Source organism: Iamia sp. (assembly GCF_035575815.1).
Lineage (GTDB): Bacteria > Actinomycetota > Acidimicrobiia > Acidimicrobiales > Iamiaceae > Iamia.
Window position 1 is genome coordinate 1 of sequence record NZ_DATLXO010000138.1, and the last position, 24,180, is coordinate 24,180.

Annotated in this window: 30 protein-coding genes, 1 tRNA gene and 1 pseudogene; 11 read left to right on the plus strand and 21 right to left on the minus strand. The window is 71.8% G+C overall.

From position 1 onward, the window contains the following. The 3 genes from VNL12_RS14365 to yihA all read left to right on the plus strand — a co-directional run. Positions 1-853 (plus strand): hypothetical protein (locus VNL12_RS14365; RefSeq protein ID WP_325595629.1); only part of this gene is annotated, 853 nt, incomplete at its 5' end. A gap of 70 nt (positions 854-923) precedes the next feature. Continuing rightward, positions 924-4,076, plus strand: coding sequence for a UPF0182 family protein (locus VNL12_RS14370; protein ID WP_325595630.1), 3,153 nt, complete (start codon positions 924-926; stop codon positions 4,074-4,076). Between the two features lie 22 nt (positions 4,077-4,098). Further along, complete coding sequence (gene yihA, locus VNL12_RS14375; RefSeq protein ID WP_325595631.1) at positions 4,099-4,704, plus strand: ribosome biogenesis GTP-binding protein YihA/YsxC; 606 nt, start codon at positions 4,099-4,101, stop codon at positions 4,702-4,704. Positions 4,705-4,766: 62 nt separating this feature from the next. Here yihA and VNL12_RS14380 read toward each other — a convergent pair whose 3' ends face one another. From VNL12_RS14380 to VNL12_RS14390, 3 genes are all read right to left on the minus strand, one after another. Then, on the minus strand, positions 4,767-5,309 hold the full coding sequence (locus tag VNL12_RS14380; protein WP_325595632.1) for a metallophosphoesterase family protein: 543 nt from the start codon (positions 5,307-5,309) through the stop codon (positions 4,767-4,769). 195 nt (positions 5,310-5,504) lie between these two features. Continuing rightward, positions 5,505-6,197, minus strand: coding sequence for a nitroreductase family protein (locus VNL12_RS14385; protein WP_325595633.1), 693 nt, complete (start codon positions 6,195-6,197; stop codon positions 5,505-5,507). Positions 6,198-6,244: 47 nt separating this feature from the next. Continuing rightward, complete coding sequence (locus VNL12_RS14390) at positions 6,245-6,568, minus strand: hypothetical protein (protein WP_325595634.1); 324 nt, start codon at positions 6,566-6,568, stop codon at positions 6,245-6,247. Positions 6,569-6,683: 115 nt separating this feature from the next. On the opposite strand from VNL12_RS14390, the gene VNL12_RS14395 reads away from it, so the two are divergent. Together VNL12_RS14395 and VNL12_RS14400 are read left to right on the plus strand one after the other, a co-directional pair. Further along, a complete protein-coding gene (locus tag VNL12_RS14395) occupies positions 6,684-7,268 on the plus strand; it encodes a carboxymuconolactone decarboxylase family protein (RefSeq protein WP_325595635.1) in 585 nt (194 codons plus the stop codon). Further along, positions 7,261-8,025 carry an SDR family oxidoreductase gene (locus tag VNL12_RS14400; protein ID WP_325595636.1) on the plus strand — a complete coding sequence of 255 codons (765 nt, stop codon included), beginning with the start codon at positions 7,261-7,263 and terminating at the stop codon, positions 8,023-8,025. Before VNL12_RS14395 ends, VNL12_RS14400 begins: the two co-directional genes overlap by 8 nt. Before the next feature lie 244 nt (positions 8,026-8,269). Here the strand turns inward: VNL12_RS14400 and VNL12_RS14405 are convergent. Further along, positions 8,270-8,343 (minus strand) — tRNA-Pro (locus VNL12_RS14405). Positions 8,344-8,427: 84 nt separating this feature from the next. Then, the gene (locus VNL12_RS14410) at positions 8,428-8,853 is read right to left on the minus strand and encodes a response regulator (protein WP_325595637.1); all 426 of its coding nucleotides are present in this window, start codon (positions 8,851-8,853) and stop codon (positions 8,428-8,430) included. Positions 8,854-9,036: 183 nt separating this feature from the next. Here VNL12_RS14410 and VNL12_RS14415 point away from each other — a divergent pair, with 183 nt between their 5' ends. Next, positions 9,037-9,384, plus strand: coding sequence for an STAS domain-containing protein (locus VNL12_RS14415; protein ID WP_325595638.1), 348 nt, complete (start codon positions 9,037-9,039; stop codon positions 9,382-9,384). A 9-nt stretch (positions 9,385-9,393) separates the two neighbouring features. Here the strand turns inward: VNL12_RS14415 and VNL12_RS14420 are convergent, their stop codons facing one another. Beyond that, positions 9,394-10,551, minus strand: coding sequence for an ArsA family ATPase (locus VNL12_RS14420; RefSeq protein ID WP_325595639.1), 1,158 nt, complete (start codon positions 10,549-10,551; stop codon positions 9,394-9,396). After that, positions 10,548-11,576, minus strand: coding sequence for an ArsA-related P-loop ATPase (locus tag VNL12_RS14425; protein ID WP_325595640.1), 1,029 nt, complete (start codon positions 11,574-11,576; stop codon positions 10,548-10,550). Before VNL12_RS14425 ends, VNL12_RS14420 begins: the two co-directional genes overlap by 4 nt. A gap of 27 nt (positions 11,577-11,603) precedes the next feature. Here VNL12_RS14425 and VNL12_RS14430 point away from each other — a divergent pair, with 27 nt between their 5' ends. Both VNL12_RS14430 and VNL12_RS14435 read left to right on the plus strand, forming a co-directional pair. Continuing rightward, positions 11,604-12,953 carry an NfeD family protein gene (locus tag VNL12_RS14430; protein ID WP_325595641.1) on the plus strand — a complete coding sequence of 450 codons (1,350 nt, stop codon included), beginning with the start codon at positions 11,604-11,606 and terminating at the stop codon, positions 12,951-12,953. A gap of 204 nt (positions 12,954-13,157) precedes the next feature. Next, a complete protein-coding gene (locus VNL12_RS14435) occupies positions 13,158-13,418 on the plus strand; it encodes a WhiB family transcriptional regulator (RefSeq protein WP_325595642.1) in 261 nt (86 codons plus the stop codon). Positions 13,419-13,531: 113 nt separating this feature from the next. Here the strand turns inward: VNL12_RS14435 and VNL12_RS14440 are convergent, their stop codons facing one another. From VNL12_RS14440 to VNL12_RS14450, 3 genes are all read right to left on the minus strand, one after another. Next, positions 13,532-14,359, minus strand: a complete 828-nt coding sequence (locus VNL12_RS14440; RefSeq protein ID WP_325595643.1) for an acyl-CoA thioesterase domain-containing protein — start codon at positions 14,357-14,359, stop codon at positions 13,532-13,534. 28 nt (positions 14,360-14,387) lie between these two features. Next, positions 14,388-14,777, minus strand: coding sequence for an SRPBCC family protein (locus VNL12_RS14445; RefSeq protein WP_325595644.1), 390 nt, complete (start codon positions 14,775-14,777; stop codon positions 14,388-14,390). Positions 14,778-15,040: 263 nt separating this feature from the next. Then, positions 15,041-15,172 (minus strand): hypothetical protein, encoded by a 132-nt coding sequence (locus VNL12_RS14450; protein WP_325595645.1) that lies wholly within the window; start codon positions 15,170-15,172, stop codon positions 15,041-15,043. A 573-nt stretch (positions 15,173-15,745) separates the two neighbouring features. On the opposite strand from VNL12_RS14450, the gene glnA reads away from it, so the two are divergent. After that, the gene (gene glnA / locus VNL12_RS14455) at positions 15,746-17,170 is read left to right on the plus strand and encodes a type I glutamate--ammonia ligase (RefSeq protein ID WP_325595646.1); all 1,425 of its coding nucleotides are present in this window, start codon (positions 15,746-15,748) and stop codon (positions 17,168-17,170) included. Between the two features lie 161 nt (positions 17,171-17,331). On the opposite strand, the gene VNL12_RS14460 is transcribed toward glnA, so the two are convergent. After that, entirely contained in the window at positions 17,332-18,186 is an 855-nt protein-coding gene (locus VNL12_RS14460; protein WP_325595647.1) for a phosphotransferase enzyme family protein, read from the minus strand. A 51-nt stretch (positions 18,187-18,237) separates the two neighbouring features. Here VNL12_RS14460 and VNL12_RS14465 point away from each other — a divergent pair, with 51 nt between their 5' ends. After that, positions 18,238-18,399 (plus strand): hypothetical protein, encoded by a 162-nt coding sequence (locus tag VNL12_RS14465; protein WP_325595648.1) that lies wholly within the window; start codon positions 18,238-18,240, stop codon positions 18,397-18,399. A 29-nt stretch (positions 18,400-18,428) separates the two neighbouring features. Here the strand turns inward: VNL12_RS14465 and VNL12_RS21265 are convergent. The 8 genes and pseudogenes from VNL12_RS21265 to VNL12_RS14500 form a co-directional block, all read right to left on the minus strand. After that, positions 18,429-18,524: pseudogene (locus tag VNL12_RS21265) on the minus strand (hypothetical protein); the annotation flags it as partial. Positions 18,525-18,587: 63 nt separating this feature from the next. Then, a complete protein-coding gene (locus tag VNL12_RS14470) occupies positions 18,588-18,821 on the minus strand; it encodes a DUF433 domain-containing protein (protein WP_325595649.1) in 234 nt (77 codons plus the stop codon). Between the two features lie 81 nt (positions 18,822-18,902). Next, a complete protein-coding gene (locus tag VNL12_RS14475; RefSeq protein ID WP_325595650.1) occupies positions 18,903-19,061 on the minus strand; it encodes a hypothetical protein in 159 nt (52 codons plus the stop codon). Positions 19,062-19,262: 201 nt separating this feature from the next. After that, complete coding sequence (locus VNL12_RS14480; RefSeq protein WP_325595651.1) at positions 19,263-19,544, minus strand: hypothetical protein; 282 nt, start codon at positions 19,542-19,544, stop codon at positions 19,263-19,265. 111 nt (positions 19,545-19,655) lie between these two features. Beyond that, entirely contained in the window at positions 19,656-20,255 is a 600-nt protein-coding gene (locus VNL12_RS14485) for an EAL domain-containing protein (protein ID WP_325595652.1), read from the minus strand. After that, the gene (locus tag VNL12_RS14490) at positions 20,146-20,439 is read right to left on the minus strand and encodes a PAS domain-containing protein (protein WP_325595653.1); all 294 of its coding nucleotides are present in this window, start codon (positions 20,437-20,439) and stop codon (positions 20,146-20,148) included. The genes VNL12_RS14485 and VNL12_RS14490 overlap by 110 nt, the downstream gene beginning before the upstream one ends. Further along, positions 20,423-21,064 carry a hypothetical protein gene (locus tag VNL12_RS14495; RefSeq protein WP_325595654.1) on the minus strand — a complete coding sequence of 214 codons (642 nt, stop codon included), beginning with the start codon at positions 21,062-21,064 and terminating at the stop codon, positions 20,423-20,425. Before VNL12_RS14495 ends, VNL12_RS14490 begins: the two co-directional genes overlap by 17 nt. A 70-nt stretch (positions 21,065-21,134) precedes the next feature. Next, positions 21,135-21,626, minus strand: a complete 492-nt coding sequence (locus VNL12_RS14500; protein ID WP_325595655.1) for a DUF6328 family protein — start codon at positions 21,624-21,626, stop codon at positions 21,135-21,137. A gap of 109 nt (positions 21,627-21,735) precedes the next feature. Between VNL12_RS14500 and VNL12_RS14505 the strand changes: the two genes are divergently transcribed. Continuing rightward, positions 21,736-21,999, plus strand: coding sequence for a GlsB/YeaQ/YmgE family stress response membrane protein (locus tag VNL12_RS14505; RefSeq protein WP_325595656.1), 264 nt, complete (start codon positions 21,736-21,738; stop codon positions 21,997-21,999). On the opposite strand, the gene VNL12_RS14510 is transcribed toward VNL12_RS14505, so the two are convergent. Then, positions 21,996-23,030, minus strand: a complete 1,035-nt coding sequence (locus tag VNL12_RS14510) for a hypothetical protein (protein ID WP_325595657.1) — start codon at positions 23,028-23,030, stop codon at positions 21,996-21,998. The genes VNL12_RS14505 and VNL12_RS14510 overlap by 4 nt on opposite strands. A gap of 40 nt (positions 23,031-23,070) precedes the next feature. Beyond that, positions 23,071-24,033, minus strand: a complete 963-nt coding sequence (locus VNL12_RS14515; RefSeq protein WP_325595658.1) for a zinc-binding alcohol dehydrogenase family protein — start codon at positions 24,031-24,033, stop codon at positions 23,071-23,073. Positions 24,034-24,180: the final 147 nt, after the last annotated feature.

The following is a 24,180-nucleotide window of genomic DNA, read 5'->3' on the forward strand; positions in this document are numbered from 1 at the left end:
CGACCCCGACCCCGACCCCGACCCCGACCCCGACCCCGACCCCGACCCCGACCCCGACCCCGACCCCGACCCCGACCCCGACCCCGACCCCGAGCCGGCGGTGACCGTCCCGACGCCGGGGGAGGCCCCGCGGCCCGAGGAGGTCCCGGCCGTCGAGGCATCCGAGGGGTCCGCACCCCCGGGGGCCGAGGAGGAGCTGATCAGCCTGCTCGAGCGCCGCGACGGGGCGATCGCGCCCATCGAGAACCGCATCGCCCGCAAGCTCAAGCGGGTGCTGGCCGACGAGCAGGGCCAGGTGCTCGACGGTGTCCGGCGGCTGCGGGGCCATCCGAGCCTCGACGACATCCTCCCCGTCGATGAGCAGGTCGCGGCCTACGCGGCGGTCGTCGGCGAGGACCTGGTGGCCGCGGCCGAGGAGGGCGCGGCGTTCGAGGGCGCCTCGCTGCCCACCTCGATCACCGTTCAGGAGATCGTCGCGGAGCTGGCCCGGTCGCTGGCCGGTGTCGTCCGATCCCGGGTCGAGCGCTGCTTCGACGGCGGCGAGGACGCCGAGGACACCTCCGATCGCCTCCGCGCCACCTACCGGGAGTGGAAGACCGACCGCCTGGTCGAGGCCACCCGGCACCACGTCCTCTCCGCCTTCGGTGAGGGCCAGTGCGCGGTCCGCCCCGCTGGGGTCCTCGTGCGATGGGTCCCGGATCCCGCCAGCCCCGCCTGCCCCGACTGCGAGGACGATGCCCTGGCCGGCTCGGTCCCCTCGGGTGAGCCGTTCCCGACCGGCCACGTCCACCCTCCCGCACACCCCGGGTGCCGGTGCCTGGTCGTGGGCGAGCGGGTGGCCGCCCCCGCCTGATCGGGTGCCGGCCCGGGCGACGCGGGTCCGACCCGTCGAACGGGGGGGCCGTCAGTAGGCTGCCGCCGGTATGCGCCCCCCCTCCGACATGCCCCGCCGGCCGCCGGCGGAACGCCGCCGACGACTCCCCACGGGTCGGGGTCGGGTCATCCTCATCGCGGCCCTCGTCGCCCTGTTCGTGCTGGCCACGTCGTTGCGCGGGATCGCCGGCTTCTACACGGAGTACCTCTGGTTCGCGTCCCTCGACCTCAGCAGCGTGTGGCGCGGCATCCTCGGCGCCAAGTCGTCGCTCGTCGTCGTCTTCACGCTGGTGTTCTTCGCGCTCATCTGGGTAAACCTGGCCGTGGCCGAGCGCCTGAGCGGTCGCACCGTCCGCTTCGGGGGTTCCAGCGAGGACGAGCTGGTCCTGCGCTACCGCGAGCTGGTGGGGCGCCGATCGCGGCTGGTCCGGGGCGGAACCGCCTCGCTGCTGGCCCTGATAGCCGGCAGCGGCACCGCCTCGCAGTGGAACAACTGGCTGCTGTTCCGCAACGCCTCGACCTTCGGCCGCAAGGACGAGACCTTCGGGATCGACCTCGGGTTCTACGTCTTCCAGCTGCCGTTCCTGCGGTTCGTGGTCGGGTGGCTCTTCTCGTCCCTCGTCGTCGTGCTGGTGGCCACCCTGATCAGCCACTACCTGAACGGCGGCATCCGCATGCAGGCCACCAAGGATCGGGTGAGCGCCCAGGTCAAGGCGCACGTGTCGGTGCTGCTCGCCGCCCTCGCCCTGGTGCGCGCCGCGCAGTACTTCCTCGACCGCTACGAGCTGGTGTTCTCCACGCGCGGTCCGGTCCACGGGGCCACCTACACCGACGTCAACGTGCAGCTGAAGGCGATCTACCTGCTGATCATGATCTCCTTCTTCGCCACCGCCCTGTTCCTGGTGAACATCTGGCGACGGGGTTGGGTCCTGCCGGTGATCGCGGTGGGCCTCTGGGGCCTGGTGGCTGTGCTCGCCGGTGAGGCGGTCCCCGCCTTCGTCCAGCGCTTCCGGGTGGAGCCCCGGGAATCGGCGTTGGAGGCGCAGTACATCGCGAACAACATCGAAGCGACGCGGACCGCCCTCGGCCTCTCGGGCATCGAGGAGCGATCGTTCCAGGCCGACGGTGAGCTGACCGGCGACCAGCTCGCGGACAACACCGGGACGGTGCGCAACATCCGCCTCTGGGACACCGAGCAGCTCCAGCAGACCTTCCAGCGCCTCCAGGGCCTGCGCGAGTTCTACGAGATCCCCGACGTCGACGTCGATCGCTACACCGTCGACGGCCGCACCCAGCAGGTGATGGTGGCGACCCGCCAGATCAACGACGCCCAGCTGCCCAACAGCGGGTGGGAGTCGACCCGGCTCGTCTACACCTCGGGCTACGGGGTCATCATGGCCCCGGCCAACGCCAAGACCGGTGACGGCTCCCCCGACCTGGTGGCCAAGGACATCCCGATCGACGTCGACGAGGGGTACCCGAGCCTGGACGGGCCGTCGGGCCAGCCGTCGCTCTACTTCGGCGAGGGGCAGCCCGGCTACAAGATCGTCAACACCACGCGCGACGAGCTCCTGTTCCAGGACGACGACGGCGACAGCCAGTTCGAGAACTACATGGGCGCCGACGGCGTGCCGCTCGACAGCGCGGTGCGCCGGGCCGCCTTCGCCCTGCGCTTCGGCCAGATCGAACCGCTGATCTCCTCGAGCATCACGCCCAGCTCCAAGATCCTGCTGCGACGCGACGTGCTCGAACGGGTGCGCAACCTGGCGCCGTTCCTCGCCTTCGACCACGATCCCTACGCGGTGGTGCTGAACGGCCGCGTCGTGTACGTCATCGACGCCTACACCACCACTGACCGCTACCCCAACGCCCAGAGCGTCGATGCGGTGGGCAACGACATCCCCGAGAACAGCGACCTGTCGAGTCGCTCGTTCAACTACGCGCGGAACTCGGTCAAGGCGGTCGTCGACGCGTACGACGGCTCGGTCGAGATGTACGTCACGAGCCGGGACGACCCGCTCATCCGCTCCTACGACAAGGCCTTCCCCGACCTGTTCACCCCCGTCGAGGAGGCGTCGGCCGACCTCCAGGACCACTTCCGGTTCCCCGAGGACCTGTTCCGGGTGCAGACCTCGATGTGGGGCCGCTACCACGTGGAGGACCCCGACCAGCTGTTGCAGGGCACCGCGGCCTGGACGGTGGCCCCGTCGCCCGACACCATCGACCCCGACACCCCGACCACGACGACCACGACCACCGCGGACGCCACGGTGGTGCGGCCCACCTCGACCGCGAGCCGGGGCATCGATCCCACCTACCAGCTGATCCGGCTGCCGGGGGAGGAGCAGGAGTCCTTCGTGATGCTCCGGCCCTTCACCCCGGCCTCGCGAGGTCAGCTGACCGCGTTCATGACCGCTACGCCCGAAGGTGAGCTGGTCAGCTTCACCATCCCGTCGGGCCGCTTGCCCAACGGCCCTGGCGTCGCCGCGGCCGGCATGCAGCAGGACGAGGAGGTCGCCACCCTCCAGACGCTCCTCGGTCGCGAGGGGAGCGAGATCAGCTTCGGCAACGTCCTGCTCGTTCCGATCGAGGAGTCGATCCTCTACATCCGGTCCATCTACGTCACCGCGGAGTCGACCCGCGTGCCGCGCATCACCCAGGTCGTGGTGTCGTTCCAGACCGGGCCCGACGAGAGCGAGGTGGCGGTGGCGCCGACGCTCGACGAGGCGTTGGAGGAGATCTTCGGCGTGTCGGTCGGGACCCTCGAGGAACCTGTCGAGGACGACGAGGCGGAGGACCCGGCCGACGACCCGGACGGCGAGCCCGGCGATGCGGGGGACGAGCCCGAGCCGCCCGACGATCCCGAGGACTCCGAGGTGCCGGACCCGCCCGGTGACCCGACCGAGGACCCCGAGGAGGATCCGGCGGAGGACCCCGACCCGGCGCTGGCCGAGCTCGACGATGACGAGCTGGTGACCCGGCTCGAGGGGGCCTTCGACGCCGCCGACGCCGCGCTCGACGATCGCGACTTCGCGACCTACGGCGAACAGGTCGAGGAGGCCGAGGCGATCGCCCGCGAGCTGGCCGGCCGTCGCGCCGGTGACGCGGGTGAGGGCGGGAGCGATCCGCCGGCCACGACCGCGCCGCCCACCACCGCCCCGACGGGCGGGGAGCCGGCCACCACCACTCGCCCTTCGGCCTGACCCGGCGCGCAAGGGTTCGGGCGTGAGGAAGGGTCCGCTGCAGCTCACGTTCGTCACCTCGGCCGACGACATCGCCCGGTTGCCGGCGACGCGCGCCGAGGTCGCCGTCGTCGGGCGGTCGAACGTGGGCAAGTCCTCGCTGCTCAACGCCCTGGCCAACCAGACCCGCCTGGCCCACGTCTCCAAGACCCCGGGCCGCACGCGCCTGCTCAACTGCTTCACCCTGGACGAGGCCACCGGCGGCGTCGGTGACGCGACCGTCGTCGACTGCCCGGGCTACGGCTACGCCAAGGCTCCGCAGAAGATGCGAGCCGGCTGGCAACACATGATCGAGGGGTATCTCCTCGGGCGCGACGAGCTGGTCACGATCCTCGTCCTGGTCGACGGGGAGATCGGTCCCACCCCGCTCGACGTTCAGATGCTGGAGTGGCTCGACCACCACGATCGGCCCTACACCGTGGTCGCCACCAAGCACGACAAGGTGAAGTCCTCGGTGCGCGAGCGGCGCAAGCGCGACCTGGCCGCCGGCCTGGGGCTCGAGGCGGGCGACGTCCTGTGGGTCAGTGCCGCCAAGAACGTGAACGTCGATCAGCTCCAGACCCGGGTCCGGCGCTGGCTCGCCCCCTGAACCCGCACGCCGGCCCACCCGCCGGAACCTCCTATCCGAGGTGGCGTCGACCGCTGCCCGGCTCAGCCCGTTGCCCGCGGACCGACCTCGACCAGCGCCGCGGTGGGCGCGCGACCCTTGGCCAGCTCGAGCCAGGCCACGGTGTGCACGGGCTGGCGCCGGCGTTGCACGGGCGAGCCGGGGTTGACCAACAGCGGTCCGCCGTCCTCCCGATCGACCATCGGGTGGTGGCTGTGGCCGAAGATCACCACCTCGGCGTCAGGGAAGCGGCGGGCCAGGCGGCGGTGGCGCCCGGCGGTGGCCCCTGAGTCGTGGACCATGGCCACCCGCACGCCGGCCAGGTCGACCTCGAGCGTCTCGGGCAGGGTGCCGACGAGGGGGTGGTCGTTGTTGCCGAGCACGGCGTGCACCGGGGCCCGGGCGGCGAGAGCGTCGAGCACCGCCGGGTGCACCACGTCACCGGCGTGGAGCACCACGTCGGCCTCGGTGGCCATCTCCCAGACCTCCGGGGGCATGCGGTCGAGGGTCTCGGCCGACAGGTGCGTGTCCGACACGGCCAGGGCCCGGAGCGCCTGGGTCGGGTTGGTCGGGGGCGTCGGGCGCATCGCTTCTCCAGGCTACGGACTCCGGCGCGAGCCCGGTGGACCTGAGCGACGGACCGCCGGCCCGGCGAGGCAACGTTCCACAACACGTACTCGGCTGAGCCGAGTATCGAAGGCTCGGCTCAGTGATAGTCACGCGACTGGCTCCGACGCCGCTTCCCCCTCTGATCGAGGCTGGGCGCACCGTCGCATCGGCCGTCAGCGGGGGCTCGGGCGGGGCGGTCCGGCCGAGGTGAAACGGGTGCCGGGCGGGTCCTGGGCCCACGTCGCGCTCTCGCCCCACCTGTCGTCGAAGACGAGCTCGCCGACGGGCCGCCGGCGGACGGGACCGTGGGCGCCCACCGGGCGGCCGAGGCAGATCGTCGCCGCGATGACGACGTCGTCGGGCAGGCCGACCGCCGCCCGCAGCTCGTCCTCGACGAGGGCGTGCCACATCGTCATCACCCCGCCGTAGCCGAGAGCCCGGGCCGCGAGCAGGAGGTTCTGGCACGCCGGGTAGACCGACGCGCCCTCGTGGGGGTCCACGGCCCGGTGCCGGCCGTAGCCGGCGAGCACGATGGCCGGCACCTCCTCGACGTGGTCGACGAAGTGCTGCATCGTCGCCGCCATGCGGGCCTTGGGGGAGCTGCGGTCGGCACCCGAGCCCGCCTGGTACCCGTCGGCAGCGGCCTTGGTGCCCCATGCCGCCCGGAAGCCCTCGCCGAGGATCGCCCGGGCAGTGCGGGCCGACGGTCCGTCGCGGAGGACGAGGAAGCGGAACGGCTGGCGGTTCGAGCCCGACGGGGCACGGGTGGCGTGCCAGAGGATCCGGCCCAGGTCATCCTCCGGGATCGGCTCGGGGCAGTAGCGGCGGATGGCGCGGGTGGTGGCCAGGCCTTCGAGGAGGTCCATGGCGTTCGGGTTACCAGAGACCGGTGGGCGGCGCGGCCCTCCGTCGATCACCGGTCGAGCAGGAGGCCCGCCCCGGTGCCGACCAGCACGACGGTCCCCAGGATGCGGCGCCACGGGTTGACGCCTCGGATCACCTCGTCGAGCGCCCACCAGAGCAGGGCCCCGGTGCCCACCACCGTCAGCGTGGTGCCGATCGTCCCGGCCGGGTCGAGCAGCCGCCGGGCCAGGGTGGCGGCGATGAAGACCCCGATGCTCGGGTTGGGCCACTGGGCGATGGTGATCCGCCCGGTCTCCCGGTTGCGGAAGAGCCAGTCGACGGTGGAGGGCGCTTCGCCCTCCGGCGCACCGGGCGCGGGGGAGCGTTCGACCATGGGGTGCATCCTCGCGGCTGTCGAGGCCGCCGCCGGGGTCGGAGCGATGGAGGTGACACCCGGCGGGTGCCGGTTGGGGCAGACTCCGGGCGATGTCTCCTGTCGCCGACCACCGATGACCGCGCACCGAGGGCCCCGCCCGGCGACGCCCCGGATCCCGCCCCTCGAGCCCGGCGAGATGGACGACCGCCAGACCGAGCTGATGGCCCAGGTGGGCCTGGACGGCCCCACGGTCAACATCTTCGCCACGCTCGTCCGCCACCCCGGGTTGTTCGCTCGCTGGCTCCCCTTCGGCGGCAAGCTCCTGGCCGGGAAGCTCCCCGCACGCGAGCGCGAGCTGCTGGTGCTGCGCACGGGGTGGCTGTGCGGCTCGACCTACGAGTGGGCCCAGCACGTGATCGTGGGCCGGACAGCGGGCCTGACCGACACCGAGATCGAACGAGTGGCCGCCGGCCCCGACGCCGAGGGGTGGGATCGCTTCGACGCCGAGGTGCTGCGCGCCGCCGATGAGCTGCACGACGACTCATGCATCACTGACGCCACGTGGGCGGCGCTGGCCGAGCGCTACGACGAGGCCCAGCTGGTCGAGGTGCCGATGGTGGTCGGGCACTACCACCTGGTGTCGTTCACCCTGAACAGCCTGGGTGTGCCCCTCGAAGAGGGCGCGGCCGGCTTCCCGACCGGGCCCGACCATGGGTGAGCGCCTGCTCGGTCACACGGTCCTCGTCGTCGGCGCCGGGTCGATGCCGTCGCCCGAGCCCGACGCGCCGGTGGGCAACGGCCGGGCCATCTCGGTCGCCTGCGCCCGCGAGGGGGCACGGGTCGTCTGCGCCGATCGCGACGAAACCTCGGCGCGGGTCACGGCGTCTCTGGTGCGCGACGTCGGCGGTGAGGCCACCGTCGTGGTGGCTGATGTCAGCGACGAGGACGGGTGTGCCGAGATGGTCGCCGCCGCGAGGGATCTCACCGGCGTGGTCTGCAACGCGGGCATCGGCCGCGGCGCCGGTGGCCTGATCGGCACGTCGGCCGACGACTGGGACGCGACCCTCGCGGTCAACCTGCGCGGTCCGTTCCTGATCGCCCGCCTGGCGATGCCGCTGCTCACCGTCGGTGGTTCGTTCGTGTTCATCGGCTCCCTCGCCGGCCTCCAGCCCGGGAGCCGCCTCCCCGCCTACGACGCCTCCAAGGCCGGCCTCATCGGCCTGTCGCGACACGTCGCCCTCGAAGGAGCCCGCCAAGGGGTGCGGTCGAACGTCGTGGCCCCCGGCCTGATCGACACCCCCCTCGGTCGGGCCGCCACACGGGGTCGCCCGACGCGCGGCCGCACCCTGGTGCCGCTCGGTCGCCAGGGCACGGCGTGGGAGGTCGCGGCGGTGACGGTGTTCCTCCTCTCCGACGAGGCGTCCTACATCACCGGCACCACCCTCTCGGTCGACGGCGGTCTCGGCTTGATCTGACACCGTCGCGGCCGGGGAACGCCGGGCCCGTAAGGCATCCGCCACACGGCACGGGTCGAGTTCCGGGTGGTCGACCATGGTGATCGCTTGTTGGTCACCGGTGCCGACCGGACCGGCCGGTTGCTGGAGATCGTCGTCCTCGAACCCGACGGAGAACCGGTCGCGGTCCACGCCTCCATCGGGCCGGCCCGCGGGCGTCGACGACCCCCCTCCGGTCGAGGGGGCCGTCAACGGCTGGTCACAGTCGGGGTGGCGGGATTTGAACCCACGACCTCTTCGTCCCGAACGAAGCGCGCTGCCAAGCTGCGCCACACCCCGTGAGAGGCTCAGGCTACCCGCACCCCGCCGTCGTCCTCCAATGGACTCCGGTGGCGCCGGGAGCGTGCGGCGCCAGGTCGCTCGTCAGGGGGCGACGGCGTCGAGCCCCGGGTTCACACCGTCGTGCCACTCGCCCCCGGCGAAGAGGGCGAGCGCGGCCCGACGCAGGCGGAACGGGTCGATCGGCTTGGTGAGCCACCCGTCGGCGGCCGACCGCTTGGCCAGGAACTCGTCGTGGGGGCGGTCGAGGAGCATCAGCACCGGGACCGGATCGAGGCGACCGGCCCCTTCCTCGAGGCGCAGGGCCATGCACGCCGCCATGCCGCCCATGTTGCCGATCTGGAGGTCGAGCACCACCAGGTCGGGCTCGGTGGCGGCGACCGTGTCGATCACCTCGGCCCCGGTGCGCACCCGGACGATGCCGGTGTCGTCGTCGGCCAGCGCGGCTTCGACCTCGTCCCGGACCCAATCGGCGTCGGTGGCCAGGAGCACGGTGCGGGCGGTGGGCACGGCGGAACCCTAGCGGCGCGCCGCGGACCCTCAGGTGGTCGCGACGTCGGGAGGCAGCGACCCGACCCGGCGGGACCGGTACCATGCGCGCGCGCCACCACCGACGGGGTGCCGGCGAACGCACCTGATCGGGTGGTGACGGTCCGGTCCGTCGCCCCCGCCGAACGAGGAGTCCTGCCCCCAGTGCTTGAGATCGAGGTCGTTGCGACCGACGCCTACACGCTGTGTCGCCCGGTGGGTGAGCTCGACGCGTACACGGTCAACGACTTCCGTGAGGCCCTGGGCGAGGTCGCCGGGGTCACGCACCTGCTCATCGACCTGTCGAACGTGCCGTTCATGGACTCCGCCGGCCTCGGGGCGCTCATCGGCGGCATCCGCCGCACCCGGGAGTCCGGCGGCGAGGTCGCGGTGGCGTGCGGGCGACCCACGCTCACGCGCCTGCTCCACACCACCGGCTTCGACCGCATCGTCCCGGTGGAGGAGACCGTCGAGAAGGCGGTCGCGGTGCTGGCCGACGGCCCCACCGGCTGACCCGCGGGGTCAGGAGGGCGGGGCGCCGAAGAGGTGGTCGGCGATCTCGGTGAGACCGTCGAGGTCGTGCACGTCGGAGCGCAGGTACGGCACCCGGACGACGGGCGCCGGGGCGACCTGTTCGGCCAGGCCGTCGAGGTGCTCGTCCTCGCGGGCGGCGATGAGCGCGAAGTCGGCCAGGTTCCGGTACAGGCCGCCGAGATCACCGCCGGCGAGGGTCCGGGATCGCTCCCGCAGCGCCTCGGGCAGCTGGTCGCTGAAGCTCGGGTGGACCTTGTTCACGATGAGCGCGGCGACCGGGATGTCCGCCTCACCCAGCCGGTCGGCGAAGTAGTGGGCCTCGGCCACGGTGTCGCGGCGGGGCGAGGCGACCAGGACGAACGCCGTGCGGGGGTCGTCGAGCAGCTGGAGCACGGCGTCGGCCCGCTCCCGGAACCCCTCCTCCATGCCCTCGAAGGCCTGGAAGAAGGCAATGGCGTCGTCGAAGACCTCGGCACCCACGATCTTCGACACCGACCGCACGAAGCTCACCGCGGCGGCGTTGACCGCCTTCATCACGCCCCGGGTGGGAGCGGTGAGCACCCGGTAGAGGCGGTGGTCGAGGAAGCGGGTCAGGTTGCGGGGAGCGTCGAGGAAGTCGAGGGCGTGGCGCGACGGCGGCGTGTCCACCACAACCACGTCGAACGCGTCGTCGGCCTGGAGCTCGTAGAGCTTTTCCATGGCCATGTACTCCTGGGTGCCCGACAGGGCCCCGGAGATGTTGCGGTAGAACCGGTTCGAGAGGATCCGCTCGGCCTGCTCGTCGTCGCCGGCGTAGCGCGCCACGACCGAGTCGAAGGTCGACTTGGTGTCGAGCATCACCGCCGAGAGCTCACCCGCCCACGGCCCTTCGATCCGGGTTGCCGTGTTGCCGATGCCGTCGAGGCCCAGGGCGTCGGCCAGGCGTCGGGCGGGGTCGATGGTGACGACCACGGCGCGCCGGCCCTGCTGCGCGGCCCGCAGGGCGAGGACCGCGGCGCTGGTCGTCTTGCCCACCCCGCCCGAGCCGCAGCAGATGACGATCTCGGCCCGCTCGACCAGCTCCTCGAGTGTCGCCGGCGCAATCCTCGTTGGGGCCTCGGCCTCGGCCGCGTCGCCGGTGGCGACGCTCGGCGTGTCAGGGCTCACGAGGCGTCCTCGGCGTGGTTGCCGGGGTCGATGGTGGCCTCGGGCAGGGCGTCCAGGCCATCGAGCACGGCGGCGGCCAGGGTGTTCAGGCCGGCGGGGTCGATCTCGGCCTCGAAGAGGAACGGCAGGCGGACCTGGGGCAGCGGCAGGCTCTCGGCCAGGCGGACGAGCTGGGCGGCCTGCAGGGCGATGCGGTGGACGCGGAAGTCCGCAGCCTCGGCCAGGCTGGCCTTCTCGCCCTTGCGGAGCCTGGTGCCGGCGTCGGTAGCGGCGGTGTCAGGATCGGTCTCCAGCCCGTCCAGCGCCGGGTAGAGGCCGTTCACCACCACCGGGCCGAGGCTGATGCCCACCTCGTCCTCGAGGCTGAAGGCGGTCTCGACCAGCTCGTTGACCGGCGTCTCCTCGGGCAGCGTGACCAGCACGACCTGCGTGCGGCGGGGGTCGGCGAGCATGGTCTGCACGTCGGTGGCCTGCCCCCGGATGGGACCGACCCGCACCGCGTCGAGGAGGCCTCGGGCCGAGCGGAGGAACGTGATGGCGTGGCCCGCGGCGGGGGCGTCGATGAGCACCAGGTCCGGGGTGCCGCCTGCGCCGGCGGCCATGGCCTGCTCGATCTGCTTCACCTTGCCCAGCACGATGATGTCGCGGATGCCGGGGATGGCAGTGGCGACCATGTCGATGACCCCGGAGGAGACCAGGCGCTTGGTGAGGCGCTTGAGCCCGGAGTCGTTCAGGTACTCGATCAGGGCGTCGTCGGGGGTCAGGGACCGGGCCCGGATCTCACCGGTGCCGGCAGCGTCGTCGGCACCGGCCAGGACGACCTCGGTGTAGTCGAGGGGCTCGCGACCGAACATCGACGCCAGCCCCGACTTGCCCTCCAGCTCCACTATGAGCGGCGTGAGGCCTCGGAGCGACGCCGCTCGGGCGAGCGCCGCGGTGACCGTCGTTTTGCCGACGCCTCCCTTCCCGGCGACGATGACGACCCGAGACGCGGTGAAGAACCGCTCAGGGTTCGCGTGACTCACCGTCGTCGGCACCAAGGAGGCATCTCGGTGCGCAGGCTATCGACCACCACCACCGGCCTCGGTGCTCTGGCCCTCGTGCTGGGCCTGCTCGCGCTCCTCGTCGGCGCCCCGGCCCGCCCGGCCGGAGCCCAGGAGGGCGGCGCCCCGTCGTGCGCGACAGCCGGTGAGCGGGGCGGGCGCCTCTCGGTGGTGACCGTCAGCGGTCTGCTCGACCCGGTGCTGGCCCGGTTCCTCGAGCGCAGCATCGACGACGCCGAAGAGGCCGACGTTGCCTGGCTGATCCTCCAGGTCAACAGCAAGGGCACGGTCGTCTCGGACTCGCGCGTGGCCGAGCTGGTCGAGCGGGTCCGGACATCGGAGGTCCCCGTGGCGGTGTGGGTCGGCCCGTCGGGTACCCGGGCCACCGAGGGGGTGGCCCAGATCGCGGCGGTGGCCTGCACGCTCGGCGTCGCCCCTGGGAGCCGGATCGGCGACCTGGGTGACCCGGTTGTCGACGAGGCTCGCTTCCGCGCGCCGTTCCGGGCGGCCCTCGACCGCCTCGAGGACAGCACGGTGAGCGCGGAGGAAGCCCTCGAGCTGGAGCTGGCCGAGAGCGAGGCGCCCGTGCTGGGCACCTTCCTCATCGACCTCGACGGCGTGGAGACCCGTGTCGTGGAGGACGCGGAGGGGCGGGCCCAGCGAAGCGTCAGCGGCGACTCGATACCTGTGTTCTCCAAGCTGCCGATCCTCGACCAGCTGCTCCACACGGTGGCCAGCCCGGCGGTGGCCTACCTCCTGCTGCTCGCCGGCCTGGCCCTCATCGTCTTCGAGCTCTACACCGCCGGTGTCGGTGTCGCCGGCGTGGTCGGCGCGGTCTGCACGGTGCTGGGCTGCTACGGCCTCGCCGTGCTGCCGGCGCGGGGCTGGGCCGTCGCCCTGCTCGTTCTCACCGTGGTGGCCTACGCCGTCGATGTGCAGACGGGCGTGCCGCGGGTGTGGACGGCGGTGGGCACCGCGGCGCTTGTCGTCGGGTCGCTGCTGCTCTACGAGGGGCTGTCGCTGTCGTGGATCACGCTGCTCGTGGGCATCGGCGGGATGCTCGTGTTCGTCATCGGCGCCATGCCCGCCATGGTCCGCACCCGGTTCTCGACCCCCACCATCGGACGGGGCTGGATGATCGGCGAGGAGGGTGAGGCGGTCACCTCCGTCGACCCCGACGGCGTGGTACGGGTGCGTGGCGCGTCGTGGCGGGCCCGCACCAACCGGGCCACCCCGGTGCCGGCCGGAGACGCGGTGCGCGTGGTCGAGGTCGACGGGCTCCTCCTCGAGGTCGAGCCGCTGGAGGGCGCGGCGCGCGACCACCGCGAGCGCCGCTCGGAGCGCGACGCCGGGGACTGACACCGGCGACGGAGCGGCGCCGCTCGCCCCTGCTGACCTGCGCCGATGCTCGCGTGAGGCAGCGAGCGCTCGCGAATGTTTCCCTTGTGCGCATGTGACCTCGGTCCTAGGGTCGACATCCTCCGGAGGTAGCTGCCGATGCTCCCTCCAGCAGTGCTAGGGCCCCGGCCCCGACGGGCCGAGAGCTCCGAAAGGAGTCGTCAGTTGAGCGCACAGCGAGTCGACGATGAATGGCAGCTTCGAGCCGCGTGTCGTGGTCCCCACGCAGCCGTGTTCTACCCGCCGGAGAGCTCCGAGCGCCGGGACGACAAGGCGGCCCGCGAGGTGCGGGCCAAGGAGATCTGTCGCACCTGCAGCGTCACGGAACCGTGCCTGGAGTACGCGCTGAAGATTCGTGAGAACCACGGCATCTGGGGCGGGCTCAGCGAGGCCGAGCGCCGCAACCTGGTCGCCAGCCGAGCCTGAACCGGCCCGGTCAGCGAACGCGGGGCTCCCTGTCCCCACCGATCGAGCTGGTGAGCACCCGCACACCGATCGGCGGGTGACGGCTCACCGGTTCGTTCTCAGCCCGGCGCGCGTCAGCGAGCCTCGACGACGAGGCTCTGGGTGGCCAGGCCGATCCGCCCTCGGGTGTCCCACAACACCGTCTCGGTGAGCCCGATGCCGGTCGGCTCCACCCGGGTGGCGGCCTCGACCCCGACCACGTCACCCACCGGCGCCCGGAGCAGGGCTACGACCAGGTCGGGGTTGATGAAGGTGTGGCTCGCGTGGGGGACCGCAGCGGACACGCCGTTGCCGAAGTCGGCCGCGGCGACCACCCGTTGGAGCGGTGAGGGCACCTCGCCGTCGATGATCGGCACCCGGAGGCGGATCCAGTCGGTCGCCGGCCCGATGTCGATGAACGACCCCCGGACGAAGGCGTGGTCGACCGCATCGCGGTGGAACGCGAGCCCCGGGTAGGTCTCCCAGGTCTCGCCCGCCGGTGGGCCAGGTGGGGCCGGCGGGGTGTCATCGGGTCGGACCGCACTGGTGAGGTCGAGGGGCTCGACCCGCTCGCGGATCGCCAACAGCGAGGCCTGAGCGAGGCGCCGGCCGTCGTCGTCGTGGAGCGTCGCCTCGGCGCTGCGCACTGATCGACCGGGTCGGGTGACCTCGGCCCGCACCGCGATCGGCTCGAGACCCACGGGCCGCTCCAGCTCGAGGGTGAACCGGGCCGGGAGGAAGGACGGGTCTCCGTCGCGCCGGGTCGCGGCCAGCGCCGCCTCGAGAGCTCGGGCGGCGAGGGCGGCGACGGGCCCGCCGTGCAGCGCCTGGGCATCCCACGGCCCCCGGCTGAGGTCCGTGGCTCGGAAGCGGTCACCGCCGAGGGCGGTGAAGAGGGCGGTGGGGGCGTCGGCTCCGGCCATGGCCGCAGGGTAGGGGCGCCTCGCGGGATCAGGCCGAGGACGCCGCTCGGGCAAGGGTGGCGATGCGCCGCAGGGCGACGGCACAGATCACGAGGTAGGCGGGGGCCCACGTCGGCACCCCGAAGCCGACCCGGCACCGGTCCGGCCCGAGGGGCTCGACCCGGTGCTCGGTGGCCGGGACGCCGGCCACCCGCCAACCCCAGGCCCGCCCGTCGCTCCAGCTCGTCACCCGGAACGGCACCCAGACCCCGATCGGCGTGCGGACGGCCCCCGTGGCGGCGGGGAACAGGCGCCGCCCGCCGCCGTCCAGGCGGGCGCCGGTCAGGCTCGGCGCCCACTCCGGCCAGCGGTCGAGGTCGATCAGCAGGTCCCACGCCGCCTCTGCCGGGGCCTCCACGTCGATCCATCGCCACCACATGGTTTCGACGCTATGGGCCGTTGCACCGTCTCCGCGCCACCGAAGGAAGCCCGGCGCGGTTCGGCAAGGCCTCACACGGGCCCGCCAACAACTCCTCGCCTACCATCGCCGGACCACCCCACCCACCCCGGGGCGCCTCATCGTCATCTCACAGATCGTCGTTTGGGGAGGCTTCGTCTTGCTCTGGGGCCTGACGATGTTGGCACTGGTGCTCATCGCGATCGCGCTCGTCGTCGGGGTCGTCTACGGAGTGATCCGGCTCGTCATGCGGCGTCGAGGACGCTCTGGCGGTGGTCGATGACGAGGTCGACGTGGCCGTAGTGGACTGGGGCGGGGGTGAGCAGGGCGAGTCCCCCCTCGTCGAGGAGCGTGGCGTAGATCTCCGCGAGGTCCACGAACCGTCCTCGTGGAGCACTGCCCACAGCTCGTCACGCTCGGCCGGCGACAGCGCCCGGGGCTGGGACCGGCACGCCTGAGGCACCGGCTCTCCTTCGACGGGGCCGCCGGGCTGGGGCGGTGCCGGCGGTACCACGTCGCCAGGGACAACCGCACCGCCGTGCAGGCCTTGGTCCGGCCGATCAACGGGGCCAGCTCGTCGGCTGCGGCCTCCATCAACGCCTCGGCTTCGAGTTGTTCGCATCGCTGCTGGTCTGCGCTCCCTCGGCTGCGAGATCCTCCAAGACTCATCTCAGCGCCCGAGGGCCTGCGGCCCACCTGTTGGGTGTGGGAAATACGCCAGAGGGCGTCCACGCGCCACCACGATCTGTAGCAGTTCCGGCTAGTTCCACTTCAGGAACTGCTTTCGGCTCTCCTGTCGCTCCTGTCGCTCCTCCGCTCCGCGTCAGGGCCCGGACCCGTTGCTGACGGCGGTCTGACGCCGATCACGGTCATCTCCCGGGCGGCGACCACGAGAGCGGTAGGTTCGGCCGATCGCCGTACCGGCGCCACCTCGACCCGTGGAGAGACCCGTGGAGCAGCGCACGCCGGCCGAGGTGCTCGACGTCATCGCCGATCACGACATCGCCTTCGTCGACTTCCGGTTCTCGGACCTGCCCGGGGTGATGCAGCACGTCACCGTCCCGGCGTCGGTCCTGAACGAGGGGCACTTCGAGACCGGGCACCCCTTCGACGGCTCGTCGGTGCGCGGGTTCCAGCAGATCCAGGAGTCGGACATGATCCTCGTGCCCGACGCTGACACCGGCTACCTCGATCCGTTCCGGCCGCACCCCACCTACGTGCTGCACTGCTTCGTGGCCGACCCGGTCACCGGTGAGAGCTACAGCCGCGACCCGCGCCACATCGCCCGCAAGGCCGAGCAGCACCTGTTCTCGACCGGGCTGGCCGACACCGCCTACTTCGGCCCTGAGCCCGAGTTCTTCGTCTTCGACGAGGTCCGCTTCGAGACCCGGTCCAACGGTGCGTTCTACGAGGTCGACTCGGTCGAGGGGCAGTGGAACACCGGCCGCGACGAGCGGCCCAACCTCGGCCACAAGCCCCGCACCAAGGAGGGCTACTTCCCGGTGCCGCCGATGGACCACCTCCACGACCTGCGCTCGGAGATGGCCCTCAACCTCGAGCGGGTCGGCGTGCCCGTCGAGCTGCACCACCACGAGGTCGCCTCCGGCGGCCAGGGTGAGATCGGCATCCAGTTCGACACGCTCCTCGCCATGGCCGACAAGCTCATGACCTTCAAGTACGTGCTCAAGTCGACCGCGCACGAGGCGGGCAAGACGTTGACGTTCATGCCCAAGCCGATCTTCGAGGACAACGGCTCGGGCATGCACACCCATCAGTCGCTGTGGAAGGGCGGCGAGCCGCTGTTCTACGACGAGACGGGCTACGCCGGGCTGTCGGACCTGGCCCGCTGGTACATCGGCGGCATCCTCCACCACGCCCCGGCCCTGCTGGCGTTCACCAACCCGACCACCAACAGCTTCAAGCGCCTGGTGCCGGGCTACGAGGCACCGGTGAACCTCGTCTACAGCCAGCGCAACCGCTCGGCGTCGTGCCGCATACCGCTGGCCAACCTGTCGCCCAAGGCCAAGCGGGTCGAGTTCCGCTGCCCCGACAACACGGCGAACCCCTACCTGGCCTTCTCGGCCATGCTGCTCGCCGGCCTCGACGGCATCGAGAAGCGCATCGAGCCGCCCGAGCCGGTCGACAAGGACCTCTACGAGCTGCCTCCCGATGAGCTCGCCGGTCTGCCCCAGGTGCCGGCCTCGCTGGAGGCCGTCCTCGATGCCCTCGAGGTCGACTCCGACTTCCTCCGCGCCGGCGACGTGTTCACCGACGACCTGCTCGACACGTGGATCCGCTACAAGCGGGTCAACGAGGTCGACGCCCTGCGCCTGCGCCCTCACCCCTATGAGTTCACCTTGTACTACGACATCTAGGTCGAGGTCCGGGTCTGGTCGCTCCACTGGTCAGCGATCGTTTCGGGCCTCTGACCTGCGAAAACACGTGTCGGGGCGGCGGCGACGTCGTGGACGCGATGGCGGCACTGTGGGACACCCTCGGAGAGCTCACGGTGACCCCTCCCCCTCGGTCCGCACCTCTAGGTCGGATCGGTGAAGGACCGAAGGGTGCGACGCCACTGTGGTGACGAGGTACGGATGCCGATGGGTGCCTCGCTCAGGTGGTCGACCCAGTGGCGCAGGGCCGAACGGCGCAGCTCGATCACCGTGTCGAGCACATCATCGTCGATGGGTTCCTCGGCCTCGGCTCGGTAGGCATCCACGAACCAGGGACGGAACCGGTGGTAGCGCGCCGGGGCCTCGTCGATGGTCGCGTCGAACAGCACCATGTACAGAGCGTTGCCGACATCGAACTCGACGGGTCCGGAGCCACAGTCATCGAAGTCGAACACGCGCAGTCGTCCCGCGTCGAGGCACAGGTTCGCAGCGGCGAAGTCGCCGTGGATCAGCTGGGTCCGGTCCGAAGGCAGGACCGGCGCCGCAGCTGCTGAGACCTGGAGGGCGGCCACCGCGGGGAGTCCCCATGTCGGGATCTCAGCCATTGACCGGTGCAGCCCGGCCAGCGTCCGACCCATCCGGGCCACGTCGCTCTCTCGATCGAGGTCAGGCTGGGCGCCGTCGACGAACGGGTAGACGACCACGAGCCAACCGCAGAGCCGGTTGATGAACTTGCCGCGGTGACGTTGCGGGCCGACCGCATCGTCGTTCGTTCGAGCGAGCTCGATCAGTGCCCCGAGCCGGCGCCTGAACTGCTCCGGTTCGACCAGCCGCTCGTCGGTCAGCTTGACGACGACGCGGTCATCCGCCTGCGCCGAGATCACTCGGGACTGGTACCCGCCCGACAGCTCGGGTCCCATTCGGAGGCCCAACCGAGCCCAATCTGCGGTCCCGGGGAAGGCAAGCGGAGCGAGAGCATCAGGGACGTCGTCAACCACCCCGGAAGTCTGCTCCATCGGGCTTCGCCGGTGGCCGCTTCAACGGTCCCGGTGAACGATGAGCCGATCGGGGCGAAGCTCCACGAATCTCACCTCTTCGAGGGCGCTGGCGACCGCATCGAGATGCTCATCGAACAGCGCCAACAGGTCGTTGTTCTCGATGTTACCGGTGGTGACGATGAGCAGCCGACGGGGGTGGAGCGGAGGAGGTGACTCTTGCGGAAGTCGCGATCCTTCGTGATTACGATCCGGTCCTCACCGTCGGCCAACGAAGCGATGTCCACGTCGCTCGTACGGTTGCCGTCCGGAAGTCCGGAAGTCCGGAGGTCGCGTGGCATCGTGGCCGGCGTTGGAGAGCTGGCGAGCGAGCCGAGCCGGGAGCTGCGCGTCGACGAGGAACATCACGCCGCGCCGAGCGGCACGACCCGTCGCATGCCTGACGCCAGTGCCCCGAACTCGAGGGCGGCGAGCAGGTCGTCACGCTCGAGGTCCGGGTAGTCCCCAAGGACCTCGTCGATCGTCATGCCCGAGGCGAGAAGCTCGAGCAAACCTTCCACCGGGTACCGGAGACCGCGTATCGTCGGTTGTCCGTGGCAGATGGATGGTTCGAATGTGATCCGGTCGAGGCGTGACATCAACTCTCAGCGTACCCAGCAGCGGCAATCCGAGCGTTGCGGTCCATCCAGGGCCCGGCCAACCGTCTGCGCCCGGCAGTCCTACTCCGGCACCTTGAGCGATCGGAGCAGGTGCTCCCAGATCGGGATCACGGTGGCCCGGGTGCGGGCGGGGTCATCGTCCTGGGAGACCAGGGTGCCGAGGGCGTTGGAGATGGCGAGACGCGGTGCAGGAGCTGGCCTCGGCCCTGCCGCGTGCACGGGTCGAGGTGCTCGAGGCGTGCGGCCACTGGGCCGCCCTCGAGCGCGCCGACGAGGTAGACGCCCTGGTGCGTAGGTTCCTCTCATGATCGAGAGTGGCCGGGTGAGATCGTCCTGACGGCACTCGAAGCCGGCGCACGCCTGAGATCCCGCACCGGGTGGTGCGGGACCTCTCACTGTCCCTCGCCGGTTGCCGGTGCGTCAGGCCTGGAACGGGCCCGAGCCGAGGTCGACGGCGGCCGTGTCGGCGTATCCGTCGCCGTCGGTGTCGGCTGCGGCGGTGTCGGCCTGCCCGTCGGCGTTGCTGTCGTCGACCACCGTGTCGGTGTACCCGTCGCCGTCGGTGTCGGCCTCCACCACATCGACGTAGCTGTCGCCGTCGGTGTCATACGCCAGCGTGTCGGTGAACCCGTCGCCGTCGGTGTCGCTCTCCACGGTGTCGACGAACCCGTCGCCATCGGTGTCGTAGCTGAAGTCGCTCATCGGTGTCGTCCTCTCGTGCCGTCGGCGTCGGGCCGTCCGGTGCTGTTGGTCGTGGGTGAGAGGACGGTGGAGCATCCGATGTTCCCGGGGGCCCGACGCGTTCCACGACCCTCACCCGAGCGACGAGCTGCTCCATGACCGGCCGGTCGCCTCCACGGGGACGGGCGCCTCGAGCCGGCGGAGGAGCTCCGGTCCTGGCAGCGGAACCCCGAGCAGGAAGCCCTGGACCGCGTCGCAGCCGAGCTCCGAGAGCATCTCGAGCTGGCTCTCGGACTCGACGCCCTCGCCGAGGGCCATGATGCCGAGGGCGTGAGCCAGGCCGATCACCGCAGCGACGATGGTCCGGTCCTGCTGGTTGGTCGTCATCCGGGCCACGAACGCGGCATCGACCTTCAGGATCTGCACCGGGAACGCGCTCAGGTAGCTGAGCGAGCAGTACCCGGTGCCGAAGTCGTCGACCGCGATGCGGGCGCCGATCCGGCGTAGTCGTTGCAGCGTGGCGAGGGCCCGGTCGGGATCCTCCATCAGCGCCGTCTCGGTCACCTCGAGCACCAGCGAGCCGGGATCGATGCCGGAGGTGACGATGGCCCGTTCGACGTCGTCAGCCAGACCCGGGTCTGCGAGCTGGCGGGCCGAGAGGTTGACGGCCAGGTCGAGGCGGTGCCCGGCGGCGTGCGTCGCGCACGCGCAGCTCGGCCCGCCCGCCCCCATCCTCGAGCACGGCGGTGGTGATCTCGTCGAGGATCCCGTGGTCGTCGGGGTGTATCAGCGGGCGCATGGAGGTGCCCAACACGTCCTCGACCCGGTAGCCGAGGATGCGCTCGACCGAGGGGCTGACGTACCGGAGCTCGTCGTAGCCGTCGGTGACGAGGACCAGGTCACTCGAGTTGCGCACCAGGCCCTCGTAGTGGGCGGTGGCGCTCCACCGTCTCGGCCAGGCGCACGTTCTCGGCGATGGTGAGCACCTGTCGGCCGGCAAGGAGGCCCACCAGGACGATCGCCGACCTCTGGCGCCACGCCGTCGAAGAACCGCCCCGTCGCGAGACCGGCGACGAGAGCGGCGCCGATGGGCAGGTAGACCAGCAGGGTTCCGCCGATGGTCGGTGCGTCGTCGGTGCGGCCGCGCACGTCGGGGTCGTCAGCACGCCGAACGCGGCCAGGGGCAGCGACAGCAGGAACCCGGCGTCGGCCACCGACGGGAACGGCGCCGGGTTGCCCGAGAGGCCCTCCCGCAGCATCCACGCCACCTGGCCGGCGCACCAGATGAGCGATGCCGCCGCCAACAGGCGCCAGGCCCGACGAGTGGCCCCCGTGCAACGACCCGCCGCCCGGGCCATCAGCAGCCCGGTGCCGGCGGAGACGAGGAGGAAGCAGGTGTTGTCCACGGCGCGGGTGAGCGCGGTCCCACCGATGTCGAAGGCCAGCCAGGCGGTGAACAGGGCCGACACCACGGCGATCGGCACGAGGGCACGCCCGAGGCGGGCAGGACGATCGCGCGCCTCGAGCGCAGTGGGGACCACGAGGCAACGGTCGGCCGCGGAGCGCACTTCCTGAGAACGACGAGGGGCCGATCCGAGCGGCCCGGACGGCTCAGCGATCGCGCCGGGTCTGGCCCGCCTTGTACCGCATGGGCACAGCTACCCAGGTGATCGCGGCGAGCACGACCATCGCCGGGCCGAGCCACCGCGCCGGGGTGTCGGTGAACCCGGCGTCGCCGACGACGTAGAGGGCGCAGCCGATCGCCAACCCCAGACAGGCAACGCCGGCCACGGCCAAGGCGTTGCCCATGTGGATCATCTCCTCCTTGGTGCCCTCCCGGAACCGGAGACGGTGGTGGACGGTCGGGGCGATGAGCAGGATCGATGCCGCGGCGGCCAGCGCGATCGAAGCGAGGAAGACCGCGGAGGACGCTCCGGTGACCCGGTCGAAGTTGTCCGAGAAGGGCACCGTCAGCAGGAACGCCAGCAGCACCTGGACACCGGGCAGCGCCACCCGGAGCTCACCGAGGAGCTGGTCGAGCTCGCGGTTGAGCCGTGCGTGCTCGGTCTCGCGGCCTCGGGATTCGTCGGAGGGGTCGGTCATCGGTGGCTCACCTTCGGTCGTCCCGTCGTGTCGTCGGCCTGGTTCGTGTGTGGGGCACCGGTGGAGGGGAAGGAGGGGTGGGTCCCATTCCCCGCACCAGGAGAGCATCATGATCGGGTTCATCGTCTTCGGACTCATCGTCGGGGTCCTCGCCCGGCTCATCATCCCCGGCCGTCAACAGATGAGCATCTGGATGACCCTGCTGCTGGGACTGGTGGGATCCGTCATCGGCGGGGTGGTGGCCAACCTCCTCGACACCGGTGACATCTTCGACCTGAACGTCCTGGGCTCGGTCGTGGCCGTCATCTCCGCCGCCGCGCTGATCCTGGTGGTCGAGCGCTCCACCGCCTCGCGCGGATCGCTCCGCCACTAGCCGCGACCGCCGCGAGGTCGACGGCGGCCGGGTGGGTCTCCTTGCCCGGCGTGAGCCTCCACGAGGCGTTCGACGGCCTCGACCTCGGCGTGCTCCGCCGCCTCCGCCTGGCGGCGCGCCGCGTCGAGCTCGCCTCGTAGGTCGGAGAGCCGGCGCTCCAGCCCGCCCACGACATCGGTCGCCGAGATGCGCGCCGCACGGGCGGTGCGGACCTGGGCGTCGGCTCGGTCGATGGCCTCCCGGGCGCGTTGCCGGGCGTGCTCGGCGGCGGCGTCGTCCCGGCGTCGGGCCTCGTCCTCGGCCCGGCGCGCGGCGTCGTTCTTCTTCTCGCGGCGTCGGGCTTCCTCCGCCGGCTCGCGCCCCGCGTCCTCCGCATCCGGGTGACGCTCGTCGGCCGAGCGGCGGCGGGTCCGGTCACCCACGTCGCTGTCCGGGCGCGACCGGCGCGCTGCCAGCTCGTCGTCCGGCGGCGGGGACGGCGTGGGTCCTGGTGGATCAGGCTGGGTGCGAGCCTGCGAGCGCGGCACCCTCGATCCGTCGTCGCCGGTCGAGGCACTGCCGTCGTCGCGGGGAAGGGCGAGCAACCGGCCGTCCTTCCACTGGTCGCGCGCCGTGCGGTCGCCGAGCACGGACCGCAACGCCAGGCCCACCTCGGCTTCGTCCACGGGGTCGGCCACCTCACGAGCGAGCTCGGCCAGGGCCTCGACGGCGTCGCGGAGCCGCCGCATCAGGGCTCGGACGCCACCCGTGGATGAGTCGAGCTGGCGAGCCACGTCGGCCGCCTCCCGGGCCTGGCCGGGGTACTGGCGGGCCAGCTCGCCGACCAGCCAGACGAGCCGGGAGGGCTTCCGTACCCCGGCCAGCGCGGCGGCCTCGGCCCTGCGTCCTTCGGCCTTGAGCGCCTTGACCCGTGCCGTGCGGAGCTCGACGAAGCGGTCGAGCGGCACCGCGAGCAGCGGCGCGATCTCATCCGCGGGGACGTCGGCCATGGCGTCCACCTTGCCCCGATCGACCGCCGGACGTTGAGCCATCGCCCTTCCTGCGGAGGTCATCTACTCGAGGTCGGGAGGTCTAGGGCACCAACACGACGCGGCCGAAGGCCTCCCGGGCCTCGAGGTGGGCATGGGCCGCAGCCGCCTCGGCCAGCGGGAACGTTCCGTCGATGACGACCTCGAGCCCACCGGCGGCGATCTCGCCGAGGAGGCGGGCGATGTTGTCATGCGCCCTTGGCCCCATGAGCAGCTCGGCGCCGAGGAACACGCCCTGGATCGACTGGTTGCCACCCATCAGGGCCGACACGTCGACCGGCTGCGGGTCCCGCCCGGCGTTGCCGACATAGGAGATGCGTCCCCGGTAGGCCAAGGCGCGGATGCTCGCCGGCAGGGTCGTGCCCACCGAGTCGAGCACCAGGTCGACGCCCCGCCCGTCGGTCAGGCGCCGCGCCTCGTCGGCGAGGTCGTCGTCGCGGTAGTTGATGCCGTGATCCGCGCCGTAGCCCGCCAGCCGCTCGAGCTTCTCGGCGCTCGAGGCGGTGGTGATCACCGTGGCCCCCGCGCGCGCCGCCAGCTGGATGGCGGCCAGGCCGACCCCGCCGGATCCGGCCTGCACCAGCACCGTCTCCCCGGCCTGCAGACGTCCGAACTCGAAGAGGCAGTCATCGGCGGTGCCGAAGGCGACCGGGACGCACGCCGCGAGCACCACGTCGAGGCCCTCGGGCACCGGCCAGGTCGAGGCTGAGGGCACCACGACCTGCTCGGCGTGGGACCCGTGGGCCATCGTCGCCACGACCTGCTGGCCGACGGTGCGGTCGGTGACCTCGGCGCCGATCGCGGCGATGGTGCCCCCGCATTGGTAACCCACGATGTGAGGCGTGGTGGGCATCGGTCCGCCGAGTCGGTTCAGGGTGTCGCCGCCCTCGATGCTGATGGCCTCGACGTCGATCCGCACGCCGTGGGCCTTGAGGTCCGGTGCGTCGACGTCCTCGTAGCGGATCACCTCGGGTGCTCCCGTCTCGTAGTACACGGCTGCCTTCACGGGAGGCTCCTGGGTCGGGTTCGGTGCGCCCGACGCTACGGGGCCGGACCGCTGGTGCCACCCGGCGACGCAGCGCAGCGAATCCGCCGCCTTCATTGGCTCGCAGCTCGCACCAGGGTGGCAGTTTGCGGAGGTCGCCGGCCCTCG

Coding starts and splice junctions, on each gene's coding strand:
- VNL12_RS14370 (WP_325595630.1), top strand. CDS start 924: ATGCGCCCCCCCTCCGACATGCCCCGCCGGCCGCCGGCGGAACGCCGC.
- VNL12_RS14380 (WP_325595632.1), bottom strand. CDS start 5,309: ATGCGCCCGACGCCCCCGACCAACCCGACCCAGGCGCTCCGGGCCCTG.
- VNL12_RS14385 (WP_325595633.1), bottom strand. CDS start 6,197: ATGGACCTCCTCGAAGGCCTGGCCACCACCCGCGCCATCCGCCGCTAC.
- VNL12_RS14390 (WP_325595634.1), bottom strand. CDS start 6,568: ATGGTCGAACGCTCCCCCGCGCCCGGTGCGCCGGAGGGCGAAGCGCCC.
- VNL12_RS14395 (WP_325595635.1), top strand. CDS start 6,684: ATGACCGCGCACCGAGGGCCCCGCCCGGCGACGCCCCGGATCCCGCCC.
- VNL12_RS14400 (WP_325595636.1), top strand. CDS start 7,261: ATGGGTGAGCGCCTGCTCGGTCACACGGTCCTCGTCGTCGGCGCCGGG.
- VNL12_RS14440 (WP_325595643.1), bottom strand. CDS start 14,359: ATGGCCGGAGCCGACGCCCCCACCGCCCTCTTCACCGCCCTCGGCGGT.
- VNL12_RS14445 (WP_325595644.1), bottom strand. CDS start 14,777: ATGTGGTGGCGATGGATCGACGTGGAGGCCCCGGCAGAGGCGGCGTGG.
- VNL12_RS14470 (WP_325595649.1), bottom strand. CDS start 18,821: ATGTCACGCCTCGACCGGATCACATTCGAACCATCCATCTGCCACGGA.
- VNL12_RS14480 (WP_325595651.1), bottom strand. CDS start 19,544: ATGAGCGACTTCAGCTACGACACCGATGGCGACGGGTTCGTCGACACC.
- VNL12_RS14485 (WP_325595652.1), bottom strand. CDS start 20,255: ATGGGGGCGGGCGGGCCGAGCTGCGCGTGCGCGACGCACGCCGCCGGG.
- VNL12_RS14500 (WP_325595655.1), bottom strand. CDS start 21,626: ATGACCGACCCCTCCGACGAATCCCGAGGCCGCGAGACCGAGCACGCA.
- VNL12_RS14505 (WP_325595656.1), top strand. CDS start 21,736: ATGATCGGGTTCATCGTCTTCGGACTCATCGTCGGGGTCCTCGCCCGG.
- VNL12_RS14510 (WP_325595657.1), bottom strand. CDS start 23,030: ATGGCTCAACGTCCGGCGGTCGATCGGGGCAAGGTGGACGCCATGGCC.